The following is a 16,460-nucleotide window of genomic DNA, read 5'->3' as shown; positions in this document are numbered from 1 at the left end:
TAATGAACCGACTCTGTGGCAATACCACCTACGGACCCTGACGTCCACAGGAACACTTCCATGCTGTTCACAGGATACTGTGTATGGCGCACGTTTGACCACCGATAGAGCAACACTTCTGCACAGTTATTATTACCACAAAATATATCCAACGCTTTCGCCACAATCTGCAGTCGGTTCGACGTCGATCGCGTCATGAATCGGTCATCGACGCACCCCTATACAAGCCGCGGGCGGTCATGTTGCATCATGACCGCCCACCACAGCTTGCTATTTGCTCGCGACCACCCGACCGAGGCACAGTCGGGCACATTTCTATGCGCGTCGCGTACCGTAATACCTCCACCATGAGATGCCCACCGCGGCACCGAGGAGAACCAACGCCGCGACTATATTCGGCGCCAGCCCGTTGCCACCTGCGTTCGGAAGCCGTGCCGCCTCCAAGTCCCGAATGGTGAGCACGTCATCCACACCCGTACCCGCCGACTGTGAAACGACCGCCGTGGATACACCCAGTTCGGAATCGTTCAGTACGGTGATGCCGGTGTCGGTGAGCCGGATGTGGACCGGGTTGGCCAGCAGTTGGTGCCCGGCCGGTGCCTGGGTCTCAACAAGCCAGTACTCGTGGTTGATCGGCAGCAGGGCGGTGGTGAATACGCCGGTCGCGCCCGAGGGGACTACGCCGTCGGCAATTGCGGTCGCCCCGGAGGTTGAGGGGTCGACCGGGTAGATGCTGAAGGCGGCGCCGTCCAGGTTGCCCTGGCTGCCGGTCTTGACCACCGATAGCGTGCGCTTTCCGGCATCGGGCGAGACGGAGGCGCACGCGACATTGTGGTCGGGTTCGGTTGCCTGATCCACATCGCTCGGTGGGACGGCTGCATTGTACAAGCCGTGTCCACTTTCCAGCAGACCATCGGCACCCGTCGAGCAGGCCAGCAGCGCCTCGTCGTATCCGGCTGCCGCGGGGTCCACCGCCACGGACAGGATGAGCCTCCAAATCAACGTCTGCCCGGACGCGATGGTCTCACCGTCGGTGAGGACGTAAGCACCAGCGCCGTCGGCCGTGATCGCCTGTGCCGCCCCGCCATCGCGGGACACGGTCGCACCGGTGATGTTCAAGCCGGGGGCGAATGAAGGCAGGTCGGTGACCCGGCCGGTGGAGCCGGGAAGCGCGCCCTCGTTGACGACGCTGATGTCATAGGCGACGTCGAAGGAGGATCCGGTGCCCGGTTGGAGAGCCACCGTCTTGGCGAACTTCAGCACGGACTGAGTGGAAACGCAGGCCGTGTTGTCATCCGCACCGGAGGTGTCGCCATCCATGGACACGGTGTTCACCAGTCCGGCGGGGTGGCCGTCGGCCCGGGTGCCGCCGCACTGGTAGTCGGCGGCGTCGTATCCGGAGGCCGTGGGGTCAACCGTGAAGGTGAGGCGGACGGTGAAGCTGCGCGTGCCGCCCGTGTCAGATTCCTCGGGGGCGGCGGCAAGTTCGGGGCCGGTTCCGGCGGCTGCCAGGACCACCGGTCCGCTCAGGGCGCCGTCGACGATCGTCGGGATCGTGACGCCCGCGGCCGCGGCACCGTTCTCCAGCACCTCGACGCCGCTGATGCGCGCACCCGCGGGCAGGTCCGGGGTGTCGGTGATGTCGCTGATGATCATGGAGGCCGCATGCGAGGTGTTGGTGACCGTCACGGTGTAACCGACGGTGAAGTCACCAGTGGCACTGTTGCGAACCACCTCACCGGCCTGCTTACTCACCGAGAAGCGCGGGTTCGCAGGCACCGTGCCGCAGGCCTCGGCGACCTTGGCGACGCCGCGAGAAGTGACTTGCGCGGCATTGTGCACCGCTTTGCCATCGGTAGCATCCTGCTCGGTGCAGGCGCCGTCGGGGCCGGCCAGGCCGGCGTCGGGCGCGGTTACGTTAACGGTCACCGTGTACACGTGCCGTGCCCCCGCGGCCAGGGTTACGTCGTCGGCCGTGTAGGTGGTCTGGCCCGCAGGGAGTAGCTGCGGGCTCGCAAGCGGGCCGCCGCTGATGGTGATCGAGTTGGCCGTCGTGTTCGCGGGCACGGTGACCGCGTCCTCCAGGGAGTAGCGCAGCGGAAGGATCTGGGAGGGGTTGGTTACCGTGACGGTGTAGGTCTGGTCGAAGGTGGCATTGGCGCCCAGGGCGTCGGCCTCGGTCACGGAGTCGAAGGTCTTGGTGACGCCGGCGTGGGGGAAGATCTGGTTGGTCACGGTGACCACCAGGTCGCCCTGGCCACCGGGCACGATGAAGGAGACGCCGTCGCCGCTGCGCGTGGTACTCACCGGGATCTCGCCCACGGTGACCGCATAGTCCGCGGGGCTGCCCCAACTGAAGGAGCCGGAGTCGGACGAGTTCAGGTCCGCGGCCTGCGGGGCCTGCTCCGTTACGGTGCAGGAGGCGCCCACAGGTACGGACTGCCCGGCGACGACGGTCCCGTCGCTGTTGACGGTGGCCGTGCCGGCGACGTCGGGCTTGCCCTCCTTGGTGCAGGTGTAGCTCAGTTGGTAGGAGTCGAGGTCGGTGCCGTCGGTGGCGCCGGCCAGCGCCTTGGCGAAGGAGATCGTCTTATTGGCGAGTTTCTGCGTGGCGGTGCAGGTCACGTCGGCGTCGGCGGGCAGCACCACCTGGGTGCCGCTATTCATCGTCACCGCGGTGGACGTGCCGGTGTGCACGCAGGACCAGGAGTCGACCGCGTATCCGTCCACCTCGGAGGTGGACAGCTCGTAGGCGCCCGATCCGGTGACTACTGCGGTAACGGCCGGGTCCCCGGTGACGCCGTTGAGGGTGTTCTGGCCGGACAGCCCTGAGACCGGCGTGGCGGTCAGGGTCCAATCGGCGACCTGGGCGTCGCCCTCGGCCACCTCGTTGACCAGGGTCAGCTTGGAATGAGCCACGTACTGGTTGTGCCAGGTGCAGTTGATCGCGGCCTCCTCATAGGAGGTGGCCAGCTCGGCCTGGTCCAGGCGGATGGTGCGGTTGTCCAGGTCGACGGAGTCGGAGGTATCCATCCGCTGGCCGTCGCGACGCATGAGCGGATGCTCCTGGCCGCCGCTCTTGTAAGTACAGGTGACGGCCCCCAGGGTCCAACCCGAAGTCGTGTCCGTCAGCGCCGGAGTCAGCGCGTTCTCCTGTACGACCGCAGCGTCATTGGGGGCCAGCAGTTCGTAGGTGGTGGGGTCGGAGACGGCGCCGGCACTGCCCCAGCCGGTGGGGGTCAGCGAAGCGGGGGTGCCCCACTTCTCGGCCCCGTAGCTGCCCTCGGCGGAGACGTTGGAGTAGCTGAAGGCGGGGATCGGTGTGGTGGCCTGGAGGGAATCATCGGTCTCGACCACCTTGGTGAAGGTCACCGGCCTGACCTGCTCCAGCGAGCCGTAGAGGCAGCCGTAGCTGGTCCTGCCCTCAGGAGTGATGAAGGTGCTCTCCAGATCGGCGGAGGCCATCTCGGGAGTGACCGCGCAGGTCCCGTTTTCCCCATTGTTGACGAAACCCCACAGGCGCAGCTTGTAGGAGATGCCGGTGCTGGGGTCGGTCCAGGAGGTGTCGGAGCGGTCGGAGGCGATCTCCAGGACGTCATGCGCACAGGTAATTCCATTCGGCCCCGAGGCCCCTCTCAGGGTTGAATCGAACCGCTGCAACCTGCCGTAGTACCACGCGTAGTTGTACGTGCTGCCGTCGCCGGCGGAGGTTCCTATACGCCCGACGGCGGTACCACTGCTGTTCCAAGCATACTCGGACGGCCCGTCTGCACCGACAATGGCGTTGCCATCTGGGCCCAACATGGTCGCACAGTAGTTCGGCGTATCCCACTCGCGGAAGGGGAAGTTGGTCTGAATCTCCTCACCCGCAGTGGTGATCTGCAGACTGCCGTAATAGGACTTGGTGGTTGTGTCCACAGGGTCGATGTTGACATTGTCGTGGCGCAGCGTTCCCACAAGAAACACGTCACCGACGTCCGCCGCCGTGACCGACGTGGGCATGAAGCTCATGGCTGACTGAATGGTGTTGTTGAAAGCATTCGGACAGTAGCCCTCGTCGAACCCGTAGGAGAAGCCAGCCCATTGTCCGGAGGAACCGGCAACCACGCCGGTGTTGTAGTTGTTGTCCTGGGGCCCGTAGTGCAGGCAGGCGATGCGCCGCGCGTACTCCTCCTGCGATATGGTCTGCCCCTGGTAGGACACCGTGTTGTCAGTGTCATACACCTTCACATTGGAGATCTGCGCGGTAGTCTCGCCCAGGCCGATGGTCAGCGAGGCGCCCGCCGCCTCCGCCTCGGGCGCCACCAGCGGCGGAGGAGCGGTGAGCAGCGTCGCAAGCGCCAGGCCGCCGACCGCGACCACTACTGCGAGGCGACGCCGCCCTGACCGCGTTCCGCGGAGCGCATGGGGCTGAGGCATGGGGGAGGACTCCGTTCAACGAAGAAGCAGGGCCTCACCACGCCCAGCGCAGGAACCCCGGCTATTGATTCCTCCGAATACTACTGCACACGATTGGCGGGTTTCCTGCATCACTGTCACAAGGACATTGCCATAGAATCAACAATATACGATTCGCATCGAGTCAATACACAACTCCTCTCATTTTCCATGCACTTGAGTCTCTACGCCAAGGGCATCCAAGCGTCACACATGCGGAGGCCCCCACTACCAGGTGACGTCCGGGGCGTTCACGCGCTCTGCTGGACGCCCCGGACACAAGCACCTCCTCAGGTGGTCGACGTCCAGCTCACCTCTCACGCCTGCGCGCCAGATACAACAGCGCGCCACCGCACCCCAGCACCGCCACGACCACCACCGATACGAGCAGCCCATCAATTCCGGTGCGTACGAGCCCACGAGTCGGAACGTCGGGACTGCTGGCAGATGCCGCTGGGACGGCAGCCCGTGAAGGCGTCGTATGCGGAGCCGTGAGCGTCGTCGCTGCCGTGAGCGTCGGCTCCGGACACGCCCGCTCGGAGTCGACGGCGATGCCGAACGAGTGCGTCGTCCCCCCGCCCTCGAACACCGCATCTGTGCGCACCGCAACCATGATCTCTCCCGCTGCGGAATCGAGACTCCAGGACAGTTCATCGTCTTCCTCCGAAATCGCCCAGGAGGCATTGCCCGGACCGCAGGGATCGTCCACCTGCGGCATCGCCGGCACGGGAATGACGGCCGGCTCGGGAACCAGCAGTTGCCCCTGATAGGCCCGACGTGCGAGATACGGGTGGGAGGCCTCGGTGCCGATGACGTCCATGTGTATTGCAGGCGCGACCAGGACGCGGGTATCTGCGCCACCCACACGATCCTCCCGGTGGAGGCATCAACCTCCCGGGTGCAAGCCGCGCTCGGGCATACCACCGCATCTGCAATCGGACATCTCCCGGCCATGCCGACTACGGCGGAGGCGCCGGGAGCGTCGTCATAAGGGTAGCTAGCCGGATCGGCCCGGAAGAACGAGACGCCGACCACCTTCTCCACAGTAGCCGGTTCCTCGGCGGCGGCCTCGAAGGGCACGGTATTCGTTTCACCGGAGGGGTCTTGTCGCTGATGCGTAGAGGTTGAGACAGCAGCCAGAAATCGCCCCGCTTCGAGTCCGCCTCACGCAGTACGACCGGTTCGCGCAGACTTCCGCGGTTGACGTTGAAGTTGATGGTGACCGCCCGCTCTGCGGGCATGAGTGCCACCTCGACACCCTGGGCCGCCCACTACTCCACGGAGAACAGGAAGTAGGGGAAACCGTCCTCATCATGGCCCGCAGGCTCGACGAAGGTGTAGGTCCGCGAACCGAACCAGCTGGGGACCTCCTCATCGGTGCCCTCGGTGACCACCAGGGCCGTGGTCTTCTGCACCCGCAGCCGCGTAGCGTTCTTGTAGCGCGGGAAGGTGACATGCAGCGGTCCCACACCCTCCCGTCCTCCCCAGAACGCCATACCCCCGGAAGCGACCCCCTACGCCGGGATCAGTTCAGCCTTAACGCAATCCAGGCCCAGACTCCACCACACCCACGCAAAGGCAGACACACCAGCACCCACAAACCGAAAGAACCGGTTGCCCGCCCGTATACCCACGGCTCCCGTCAGCCTGGCTCAAATCTTGGGCCCGTCAGCGTTGGCTTCTGAGCGAGGTACCGGCGTCGGATCGGCCAGGCGCAGAATCTCTCGCGAAACCGGGTACTCGACACCCGGGTAGCGGCCGAACTGTTCCTCCGCGCCCACGACTCGGACGGTAACACCGTCCATGTGGGCGAGGACCTGCGCGGGCGACGGCCACACGCGGCTGCGATCGGAGCCGTTGGGAGCAGATGGGGGGAACCACGCCGTCGACGCCGGGGGCTTGATCATGATGCGTCCCGGGCGGCTGCGATCACGCAGAGCGTGCGCCCTCCAGGTAATGATCGGATGCGAAGCCATCCAGGCCACTACATGCAGCCACAGGCCTCCCTCCCTGGCGGCGCGGTCCGCCAGTGCGTGGAAGTTGACCTGAGCGCCCAGATACTTTCCGCCGGTCAGCACTCCCATCGTGCCGGGAGCTCCCTGGGGAGCGACCTCAAAGCCGTGGTTGTCGGCGGTGTACTCCTGCGCCCTCGTCAGCGCAGGCCCGAACACCGGAATGAGGCTGGGAAGCGACATGACCGCGAGCCTCCAGAAGGAGGTATGGCCGGCCGCCAGGTGGCCCACCTCGTGAGCTATTATGAACCGCAGGGCCTCACGGTCGCGAGCAGCTCCACCGATCTCAAACAGATCTGAATGGACCGCGACGAATCGGCGGTACCCATGGCCCGCGGCGAAGGCATTGATCGTGCCGTCACCGAGCACCACGTACGCGTCTGGCACTCGGCGCATACCGAAATGCTCCGCCGCCTCGACCACCATCCGGTATCCCTCCGGGAATTGCGTGGGGCTCATCTGAACGGCGGTCGCCCGCATGCGCGCGTACATAAGGGCGCGCGCAACCCAAATGCTGACCGGGGCCAGCAGCCCGAAGAAGATGTACTCCGCAGCATCGTCAATGACGAAGTTCCTGAAGGTATCGGCGAACCCCGTAACCTCCGGGACCGCCACCAGCCAGCCTGCGAAGACGATACTCAGGACAGCCACGGCGGCACTCACCGCAATCGCGCACCGCAACAGCGGCAGCTCCGCCCTGTGCCGCAGCTGCCGGATACCTCGCGGACCGTGAACAGTCGCCCCCTCGAGCAGTCGGGGACGACGCTCCGGGTCACCTCCCTCCTTCTCGGGGAAGGCAGAGCTGGATGTATGCACACTCACGAACGGCACCGTAGTGGCACACCTGGGAAGACCATCACGACCTGGGGGACGAAGTGGTCCTGGAGGTGCTCCTCCTGCCGGATGAAGTCAGATGAAACTCGGCTGCTCCGCCGCGGCAAGTCGACCAGCAGTCTTCACCAAATGGTCCTCGGCCCGGGAAGTCCCGAGAATGCAGAATCAGCGGTGACAAGCGCCAACGGTTCGCTGATCGCCTGGGCGGCGAGCACCCCCGTCGAGAGCCTCCAGCCAAGGCCTCGCAGCAGGAAGCTTGCCGACGCGATATTCGGTGAACAGCTCCCAGGCGCTCGCCGCAGGCACCATAGGTGATTGTCCAATAGTCGCAACGCCTGCGCGGCTCCGGGCACCAGTCAGTCGGGCTCGTTGATTGCCCACATGAGAGCGAGAGCGCGGGTATCGAGCAGGTGCCCGCGAAAGCGGTTAGGCGCCTCATCTGGGATCGCCCGACCCCCACCGCAGCAGGCCGTCGGCCAGCAGGTCACGCGCGGCTGCGGTCATGTGGGCGGTGAGTTCAGCGGTGTCGGCGCCGGTAAGCGCGGCCACGGCAGTGGCGATCTGGCCCACGCTGAGCTCGCCGTCGGCCACCTCTACCAGCGCGGCCAGCGCCGTATCGGCCCGCACCGTGCGGGCGAAGCCGCCGCCCTGCCGCAGCAGGATCACACTGGGATCAGTGTCTCCGGGGCGCAGGTGGCGCTCCTCGGTGACGTCGGGGGCGACGACGGGGTGCAGCTCCCTCACCTCGGCGTCGCTCATGGCCGCCAGGCGGCTGCGCGAGCGCACCGAGGTGGCCACATACGGCCCGAGTGGCCCGGCCGGCCGGGTGCCGATCTCCTCCAGTACCCGCCAGGGTGCCCGGTCGGCGCGGTCACTGCCCGTGGGACGGTGCAGCACCACGTACCCGAAACCGACGGCCTGCACGCTCCGATCCGCGAAGTCGTCGATCCAGGCGCCCAGGGCGGCTTCGAAGCCGAGGCGGTCCCGCTCAGGGGTGGCCCCGCCGTCGCGCAGCCACATGGTGGCATATTCGACCGGGTCCTGGACCTCCCGCTGAATAACCCAGGCGTCGAGGTCGTCGGGCAGCCATCCGCTGACACGCTCGCGCCAGTCCTGCCCGGTGTGATGCTCCCAGTTGCCGAGCATGACGGCTATGCCTCCCGCCTTCAGGTGGGCCGGGAGCGCCGGCAGGAGAACAGGCAGGACGGGGCCGCCCGCGTCGCGGTATTCCATGAGTGGCAGGCCGGCTGCACGCACCGCGGGCGGGGTGATGACGAAGGGCGGATTGGTGGCTATCAGGTCGAAACGGCGCCCACTTACCGGCTGTAGGAAGGAGCCGCGCCGCAATTCCAGGCGCTCGGGGTCGGCTCCCGCCACGGCAGCATTGAAGGCGGTGAAGGCCAATGCCCGCGCAGAGATGTCGGTGGCGACGACATGGCCGGCGTGCCGCAGCAGGTACAGGGTCTGAATACCGCAGCCGCAGCCCAGGTCGAGGGCGGAATTCACAGGCGTACGCGGAGTGAGGGAGGCCAGAGTCAGACCTGCACCTCCGATGCCTAGGACGTGGTCGGGGGCGAGTTGCCCCTGGGAGACCAGCTCGCCCAGGTCGGAGGCGACCCACCAGCGCACCTCGCCGGCGTCGTCGCTCACCTCGTGGGGCCGCAGGTCGACGACGGCCCGCACCCGCTCTCCCGTGGCCGCGCGGGCGCCCCCGGCTTCTGCGCGGTCACTGCCCGAGACCGCCTCGCCCCCGCTCGCGGCGGCGTCTTCGACGGCGACCAGGCCCATGGCCCTGGCCCCGGCGGTACCGGTGCGCGGCAGGGCGGCGTCCAGTTCCGCCGCATACACCGGTTCACCGAGCATGAACAGGGCGGTCAGTACCGCAACCGGATCCGCCGCAGCGTGAGTGTCCGCTGCGATGCGGGCGGCACGCAAGATCTTTCTTACGCGGCGCAGGGCGGGATAGCGCTGTTCCCGCCGCAGGGCTGCGTCGGCGACCGGACCTAGCAGGGTAGCGACGGCGTCCACGCCCCAGCCGCTGTCCTCCAGGTCCGCGCGCAGGGCGTCGGCCTGAACCGCCGTCGCAACGGGCGGTGGGGTGGGAGAGGACACAGGCGGCGGGGTGGGCGCGTTCGCGGGTGAGCGGGCGACGTCGGTCATGGTCGCGACCGTACCCGCCCACGCCCAGCCGCGCTCACCAGCCGAGCATGTCCATGCCTACGCTCATCACCACCGGCACGATACCCAGGATGATGAAGGCCGGCAGGAAGCAGGTCCCCAGCGGCAGCACCAGTCGAACGGCCAGGCGTTCGGCTGCCTCCTCATCGGCCGCCTGCCGGCCGGCTCGCAGGGAGGCGGCAGTACCGGTGAGCAGGGGCGCGGGCGAGGCGCCGTCCTCCCAGCCCGGGCGCAGGCAGGCCTCGAGTCGGGCGTGTCGCCGTTCGCCATCCCTGCCCGCAGGCCGCCCGGACCCGGACCCAATGCGCTCATCGTCGTCGTCCTCCGCTTCACACCCGGCTCGCCAGGCCTCCTCCCAGTCTGCGCCGAGCAGTAGGGCCCTCCCGACGATGCCGAGTTCCTCGTCCTCCAGCGCCTGACCGAGCGCCTGGAGCGTCCCGGGCACGGAGGCTCCGGCCGCGAGCGCGGCCCCAGCCAGGTCAAGTACGAGGGCCTCATCGACCTCCTCCGGGGCGGTGGCCGCCGCGACCAGCCTCGCCGTCAGCCAGTGCCCGGCTGCCATCAGGGCGACGCCGACCAGCCCCAGGGCACTGCCCCAGCCTCCGTCCAGCAGCATCTGCCCGGGATGGGCGCCGATGGCCGAGCCGAGCAGCAGCCCGACGGGCGGCAGCAGCGCGAGCAGTCGCGCCGTTGAGCGCGGCCCAGACAGGGCGGTGCGCCGGGACGCGTCGGCGTGCCCGGAGTCCGCCACTCCCCCGGCGACCGCCTCCAGCACGCCCGCAAGCGGAGCGCCCAGCGCCGTGGTCAGGCGGCAGGCGGCCACGGCCCCGGGCACGGCCGCAGCCGTGAGGCGTCGGCGCGCATGGCGGGCGCGACGACCCGGCAGCGGCGGTTCCCAGTACCAGCGTCCCGCCTGCCTGCGGGGTATCCAACCGCCCGGGGGTTCCCGGGCGAGGGCGAGCAGGGCGGGAGGCACACCGTCGTCGCCCGGCTGAGTGTCCTCGGTTATGCCGGCACGTTGAAGGGCGCGGCTCCAGGCCTTTGGCGGGGTGGCGCCGGCGCGTAGGAGGGTGGCCACCTCGGTCAGCAGCAGGCCGAGGTCGAGGTTCGCGGCGCGCGGAGTGTCGGGGCGGGCCAGAGCCCCGGCGTGGTGGGCGCCGAGGGCGGCCGGCGGCTCCCGGCGCGCGGGCAGCAGGATCACGGCGGCGGCGAGCGCCACCAGCAGTCCGGTCAGTACCTGGGCGCCGGTCATGGTCGGCTCCGCCGTCCGGCCGTCCGGAGGGGTGCCCGCGATCCGGCCGCTGCCGCGTCGGTCTTGGCACCGGTAGCCCCTCGCGCTGATGTTGGTCCGCGCCCGGCCGTGTCGGCTCCCAGGGCGGTACCCACCGGCACGTCGCCGATGCGCTGCGCCAAGCGGTCAACGCCGGGGCCGGCCGTAACCGCGCCTTCAGCGTCGATCATCAGAGCGTCACGGCAGCGCATCCGCTCCCCGTCCCGTTCCAGCACGCCGATTGCGGCCACCCTCCGCCCCGTGGCGGCACCAGGGTGGGCCTGGCGGCGCAGGTGGACGACGGCGTCGAGGGCACTTACGGCCTGAGCGGCGACGGTGCTCTCGGACATGCCGGCCAGCGCCCCCAGGGCTGTCAGACGGGCGGGAACGTCGGCGGGCGAGTTGGCGTGGAGCGTGGCCCAGCCGCCATCGTGGCCGGTGTTGAGGGCAGTCAGTACGTCGCGGACCTCGGGGCCGCGGCACTCGCCGAGTACGATCCGGTCCGGACGCATGCGCAGCGCGGTGCGTACCAGTGTGGTCATGGGAACGGCGCCGACGCCCTGCACGTTCTCTCCGCGCTCCTGGAGGTGGATCACATGCGGGTGTTCGGGGCGCAGCTCACTGGCCTCCTCAATGCATACGATCCGCTCATCGGCTGGGACCAGCCCGAGAAGGGCCGCCAGCAGAGTCGTCTTGCCGGTGCCGGTGGCGCCGGTGACCAGGCAGTTGGCGCGTCGGTCAACCAGTGCGGTCAGGACGGCGTCCACTCCTGGGGCGATGGTGCCGGCGGTGACCAGTTCGGCGACGGTGAAGGCGCGACGCCGCTTGGTGCGCAGGCAGATCAGGGTGCCGTCTGCACTCAGGGGCGGCAGGACGGCGTTCAGGCGGGTGCCGTCGGCCAGCGTGACGTCCACGATGGGGCTGGCGTCGTCCAGGCGACGCCCGCAGGCGGCGGCCATGCGCACCGCCAGCGTCCGTGTCTCCTCCTCCGGCAGGGAGGCGTCGGCGACCGGTTCCAGGCCCCTCCCGCGGTCGATCCAGGTGCGGCCGGCGCCGACGAGCACATCGGTGACGGCGTCTAGTTCCAACAGCGGTTGTAAGACGGGGCCGGCGCCGGCGACGTCGGCCTGTACGTGCCGGGTGAGCCGGGCAAGGCCGCCTGCACCGGTGGTGGGTGCGGCCCCGGAACCGAGGGCGGCGTCGAAGCTGGCACCGCGGGCCAGGGCGCTGCGCACCCGGGTCAGCTCCTCACGTCGCGTCGATGAGGTCCCGGTTACCCGGCTCTCCCCGGAGGGTGTGTCCGCGGCACCGGCGCGGGGTGAGGCCGCCGCTACCATGGCGCGGCCTCGGGGTGGCTGCCGCCGTCGGCCAGTAGCCTTTCGGCGACGCTGCGGGCCTGAGTGCGGAGGGCGCCGCGACCCCGGGTGGGGTCGTCGCCGCGAGCGATCCGCTGCGCGACGGCGCGCTCGTGCGGGAGGACCGCAATGATCTCGGTACGGGTCATGAGGGCCAGCTCGTCGGGGGTGACATCCTCACCGACCTTGCGGGCCACCGTGTACACCCGGGCCGGCACACCCGGTTTTGTACGGAGATCCGGCGGGACCTGGTCCTGCGTGGCGGCGGCGCCGGGCTCACCAGACGCCGTCCCGACCGGAGCCGCGTACGCCCGGAGCCGAGTAGCGAGTGCCTCTGCGGCGACGGCCGAGCGCAGGTCGAGCCCGGATACGAGCAGGACCGTGGCATCCGCCGGCGGGGCGATGCTGCGGGGCAGGTCGATCATGACCAAGTCGTGCTCGGCACGCAGAGCATCCAGGGCGGGACGCAGTTGCTTCGGTTCACGGGCCCCGCCGCGGCCGTCACCGGTCAGTACCGGCATGCCCAGCCATGCCGGCAGGGCGGCAACGAGCTTCTCCGGCCGGAAGGCGGGCTCGTCGGCGGGCAGGTCCTCCCAACGCAGGCCGGGCAACACGGCGTCGCCCATGAGCAGACCGAGGCTGCCGGCGGGATCGGCGTCGACTATGGCTACCCGCTTTCCCCGGGCGTGACAGGCGCGGGCCAGGTGGAGAAGGAAGGTGCTGGCGCCTAGCCCACCGCGAGCACCGGTGACCACGATCAGGCGAGCCCGGGGCGGGTGTTGCGCGGTCAGCAGGAGGGTGAGTAGATGGTCGGTGCCGTCGGGGGCGCAGCAACGTTCTAGGCTGCCGAGGAGCACTCCCGGCTCCGTTTGCGGCAGTCGGCCCCCCTGCGGTGCCAGCAGCAGCACCGCCACCACATCGGGCTCATCGAGCAGCGCGCGGGCTGTCCTGTCCAGGTCGGCGGGATCGCTCAGGACCGGTGCGGCGCCGGTACAGGTGCGCACGATGTCCGCGGGCAGGCCTGGCGGAAGCGCCATCGGGGCGGGGTCGGAGACGGCCGTATCCGGGCCGCTGGGTGCGGCGATTGTGGGGGCGCTGACGAGAACCCGCACATTTGGGGCGAGCGGGGCGGCACTGTCCATGGCTCCTCCTGACGTGATCCTGTGGGGCGGCCGACGGGCCTGCTGCCGACCGCAATCAGGTTGCGTCAAAGGGCGCTCCTCGTGCCGACGCTCTGTGAATGTGATCTGCGACGACGGTTTCCAACTGCGCCTGTGGATAACGGGCTCTTTCGGGTTTTGGGGGGTGGGTGATTGGCCGCCTCCAACGCCCCACGGCCGAGGCGGTTGTGGCCGGCCGCCGAGTTCGGCCGCGCCGTATGCGGTCCGGCACGTCACGCGTTAACTGGCACGGCCGCCCAGGAGCCGCGGACTTGCACACCACAGCCATCGGCGCCAACCCACCCAAACCCCGGTTTCCCCTGCAACCACGCCGAAACTGCTTTCCGGCCCGAATCTGGTGACAGCGCTCCAGTGTGCAACGAGCCCCTCATTGCACACTGGAACACTGTCATGACACCCAGGCCACAGACCAGATCCGCACAATCACGCAGAATCCACCCCCGGACCCCACTCCCCAAGTGTGCAAACCCACCACAGGAGCCCACACCACTAGACACCCACACCCCCAAACCAGAAGCATCGGATAGCGGCGCGGCGGGGGAACTTTCTCAGTGCATGGCGGTCGTTCCGGCCTGGATGGAGCGACAGATGGCCTGTGCCTCCTGGATACCGACGAGGATCGCCTCGGCCTGCCAGGCGATCCAGTCGATGACACCGTCGGGGCGTCCGGAGGCGTAGGCGGCGGCCGCATTCGCGTAGGCGCCGGGCGCTTGCCCGGCGTAGCGGTCGATGACCGCCACGCCGGTGGGCTCCAGGCCGTCGCGGACGATCAGGTGACGCACAAGCAGTCGGCCAACGGCGGCATTGCCGGCAATGAAGGGGCGGGCGGTAATCATTTCCGCGTGGACAATGGCAGCACGCGCGAGCGCGGGGACACCCGAGACGTCTATGAGGTCGAGCAGGGCGCCGAGCCGAGGCTGCAGAGCGTCCGCGTCGGGCGCGGCGCCGGGTCCGCCCTCAAGCGGAGTGACCCCGACCCCCCGAGGGATGGCAACGGCGTCCAGGGGGATGCGTCCGGCGGCGGCGAGCGGCCCGGCGACGTCGCGATGGAGCGAGGCCAACAAAGTGCGGGGGCTGGGCGGGGTAGGGCGGGTGGTGCCGCGCAGATCGGGCATCCATTCGGCCAGGTGCACTCCCGCCCGCCACAGTCCGGCGGCGGCGTCGAGTGAGGGATCGCCGGTGGTGGCCTCGTTCAGGGCACGGTCGGCGACGGCGTCGCGCAATACCGCGGCAGGCAGGACCACGCCCTCCGCGGCCGCGGAGGCGATGGCGCCGCGTACGGCGGCCTCGGCGCGGGCCTCCCGCCAGCGACGCCGCAGAGCCTCGTGCCACCGCAGCTGAGCGGAAGCCTCGCGCAGGGCCTCCTCGGCCCGCTTGACCCGGTCGTTGGCCGCGAGTGCCTCCAGCGCCTGGATTGCAGGGCTGGGGCGGGCCGGGCGCACATCAGGGCCGGGGCGGGCCGGGCGCACATCAGGGCCGGGGCGGGCCGAAGCCGCGGCGGTGTCGGCGGGCGCCGTCGCGCTTCGCCGCCGAGTAACCTCCGCGGGAGTACTACCGCGCGCGGGCCGTTCCCCGGAGCGCGGGCCGATGGACACCCCCATGCTGATCACGAGGCCACTGTATGCGTACAGGTCCGTAATGCGGCGTTGCGCGCGTAAATGGCTGCCATGCTCCGTGACTCGCCGGTGGCTGCCCGCCAATGCGGCGTTGCGCGCGTAAATGGCTGGCTACTTCCGGCTTGGACGCGAATTGCCGGCTCTTCGTGTTTGAACGGGTCCCACAGGCGCACAGGGTGCACTTGTGGGACCCCCTCCACTTGTACCCCGCCCTCCAGTTCGACCGCCTAAGAGTGCATTTGAGACGGTCCAAGTCCAGTTACGCGGTCCAAGCAGGGACAGGCGGCCCCGCACGAACCGTTGACAGGCTCGACAACCACCACCCGGACAGCTGCCACCCGTCAGCTCAACACAGCCTCAAACACCAAGCTCCGATCACAGCACACCACAACTACCGGAGGGTTATTCATGGGGTGTATGTGAAGGTGAGGGCGAGTACGGTGGTGATGGTTGTTGGGAAGGTTTGTATGGGTCGGCGGTAGCCGGTGTGTAGGACGCGCCAGGTTTTGAGGTTGGCGATGGCCCGTTCGACCATGTAGCGGATGGATGGGGTTGACCGCGGTGTTGTAGGCCTTGTCGGTCTCGTGCAGGGGCTGTCCGGGTAACTTCTTGATGGGGGTGGTCATGCCCAGCCCGATATATCCCTTGTCGCCTATATGGAGGGCAGCGGTAGCGCCGTCGGGCAGGTGGTCGGGTGGGACGTCCAGCAGGCCGCTGGCCCGCAGCGCGGCGGCGTCATGCGTGGCTCCGAGTAGCGGGTCCGAAACCCAGGCGATCGCCCCGGAGGGAGTGCAGGCCACCTGCACGTTCAGCCCGGTGGTGCGGCACTTGCCCGAGAACAGGCCCGGGACACCCTTCCAGTCCCAGCACTCCAGCACGGTTCCGTCAATGATCAGGGTTTGGGTGGGATCCAGGTCCTCCACCGTCGCCACCGCCCGACCGAGGGCGTGGGCGATCAGGGTGGTGTAGGCGCCGATGATGCGGGAGGCGGTGGGCTGGGAGATGTCGAAGATCTCGGCCAGCAGCTCCTGGCTGATGTTGTGGCGCAGCGCCATCACGGTCAGCTTCACGCGCTGGTACAGGCCCAGGACCCGGCTGCCGGCCACCGGCAGATCCCCCTGGCTGTGCAAGACGGCGCACAAGTCCTCAAGCTGGCGGCGGTCGAGCTACGTGCCAGCATTCACGGCTGACGGTCCGTTCTTCAAGGCTATTCACTGTCAAATGAATCTTCGCAGGAACGGACCGCCCGACCACTCACCTATCACACCCGCGTCGCAAACCCCCACCCCCCGTGAATGACTCTCCGGCAGTAATGACACCTCGAGGTAGGTGCTTGTGGTGTGCGGAGGTCGGTGCTTGTGGTGCGTTGGGGTTGGTTGTTGTGGTGGGTGGTACTCCTCCGTTCAGGTGGTGGTGGCCTGTGGGTGGAGTCGGGGAGGTCTTGTGGGTGATCGCTGCGGTCAAGAAGGGGGGTTGGTGTGTGCGGGGGCGTGTGCCGCCTGTGGTGCGGCCTTCTTCATGCTGGTGGTGGAGCCTGTCAAGTTTTCTGTGTAAGCGGGTTGTTGCTTACAGGTAGG

Annotated in this window: 10 protein-coding genes; all 10 read right to left on the bottom strand. The window is 68.5% G+C overall.

The window, feature by feature from the left end:
* Positions 1-315: 315 nt before the first annotated feature.
* The 10 genes from Q4A20_RS10210 to Q4A20_RS10165 all read right to left on the bottom strand — a co-directional run bounded on the left by Q4A20_RS10210 (position 316) and on the right by Q4A20_RS10165 (position 16,025).
* Positions 316-4,419, bottom strand: a complete 4,104-nt coding sequence (locus Q4A20_RS10210) for a DUF5979 domain-containing protein (protein ID WP_303122643.1) — start codon at positions 4,417-4,419, stop codon at positions 316-318.
* 328 nt (positions 4,420-4,747) lie between these two features.
* Positions 4,748-5,302, bottom strand: a complete 555-nt coding sequence (locus Q4A20_RS10205; protein WP_303122642.1) for a hypothetical protein — start codon at positions 5,300-5,302, stop codon at positions 4,748-4,750.
* Positions 5,303-5,708: 406 nt separating this feature from the next.
* Complete coding sequence (locus Q4A20_RS10200; RefSeq protein WP_303122641.1) at positions 5,709-5,906, bottom strand: hypothetical protein; 198 nt, start codon at positions 5,904-5,906, stop codon at positions 5,709-5,711.
* 183 nt (positions 5,907-6,089) lie between these two features.
* A complete protein-coding gene (locus Q4A20_RS10195; protein ID WP_303122649.1) occupies positions 6,090-7,202 on the bottom strand; it encodes a M48 family metallopeptidase in 1,113 nt (370 codons plus the stop codon).
* A 516-nt stretch (positions 7,203-7,718) separates the two neighbouring features.
* The gene (locus tag Q4A20_RS10190) at positions 7,719-9,443 is read right to left on the bottom strand and encodes a methyltransferase (protein ID WP_303122640.1); all 1,725 of its coding nucleotides are present in this window, start codon (positions 9,441-9,443) and stop codon (positions 7,719-7,721) included.
* 34 nt (positions 9,444-9,477) lie between these two features.
* A complete protein-coding gene (locus tag Q4A20_RS10185) occupies positions 9,478-10,713 on the bottom strand; it encodes a hypothetical protein (protein WP_303122639.1) in 1,236 nt (411 codons plus the stop codon).
* Complete coding sequence (locus Q4A20_RS10180; protein ID WP_368502469.1) at positions 10,710-11,966, bottom strand: TadA family conjugal transfer-associated ATPase; 1,257 nt, start codon at positions 11,964-11,966, stop codon at positions 10,710-10,712. The genes Q4A20_RS10185 and Q4A20_RS10180 overlap by 4 nt, the downstream gene beginning before the upstream one ends.
* Before the next feature lie 95 nt (positions 11,967-12,061).
* Positions 12,062-13,228: a cellulose synthase operon protein YhjQ/BcsQ gene (locus Q4A20_RS10175; protein WP_303122637.1), complete on the bottom strand. Its 1,167-nt coding sequence runs from the start codon at positions 13,226-13,228 to the stop codon at positions 12,062-12,064.
* Between the two features lie 587 nt (positions 13,229-13,815).
* A complete protein-coding gene (locus tag Q4A20_RS10170; protein WP_368502468.1) occupies positions 13,816-14,868 on the bottom strand; it encodes a Fic family protein in 1,053 nt (350 codons plus the stop codon).
* Positions 14,869-15,224: 356 nt separating this feature from the next.
* A complete protein-coding gene (locus Q4A20_RS10165) occupies positions 15,225-16,025 on the bottom strand; it encodes a transposase family protein (RefSeq protein ID WP_303122635.1) in 801 nt (266 codons plus the stop codon).
* Positions 16,026-16,460: the final 435 nt, after the last annotated feature.

This window comes from Actinomyces sp., assembly GCF_030530635.1.
In the GTDB taxonomy this organism is placed as follows: domain Bacteria; phylum Actinomycetota; class Actinomycetes; order Actinomycetales; family Actinomycetaceae; genus Actinomyces.
The sequence above is the reverse complement of the archived record's forward strand: the minus strand, read 5'-3'. Positions and strand labels throughout refer to the sequence as shown.

Excerpts from the sequence above, each read along its gene's own strand:
- Q4A20_RS10210 (WP_303122643.1), bottom strand. The coding sequence starts at position 4,419 with ATGCCTCAGCCCCATGCGCTCCGCGGAACGCGGTCAGGGCGGCGTCGC.
- Q4A20_RS10190 (WP_303122640.1), bottom strand. The coding sequence starts at position 9,443 with ATGACCGACGTCGCCCGCTCACCCGCGAACGCGCCCACCCCGCCGCCT.
- Q4A20_RS10185 (WP_303122639.1), bottom strand. The coding sequence starts at position 10,713 with ATGACCGGCGCCCAGGTACTGACCGGACTGCTGGTGGCGCTCGCCGCC.
- Q4A20_RS10175 (WP_303122637.1), bottom strand. The coding sequence starts at position 13,228 with ATGGACAGTGCCGCCCCGCTCGCCCCAAATGTGCGGGTTCTCGTCAGC.
- Q4A20_RS10170 (WP_368502468.1), bottom strand. The coding sequence starts at position 14,868 with ATGGGGGTGTCCATCGGCCCGCGCTCCGGGGAACGGCCCGCGCGCGGT.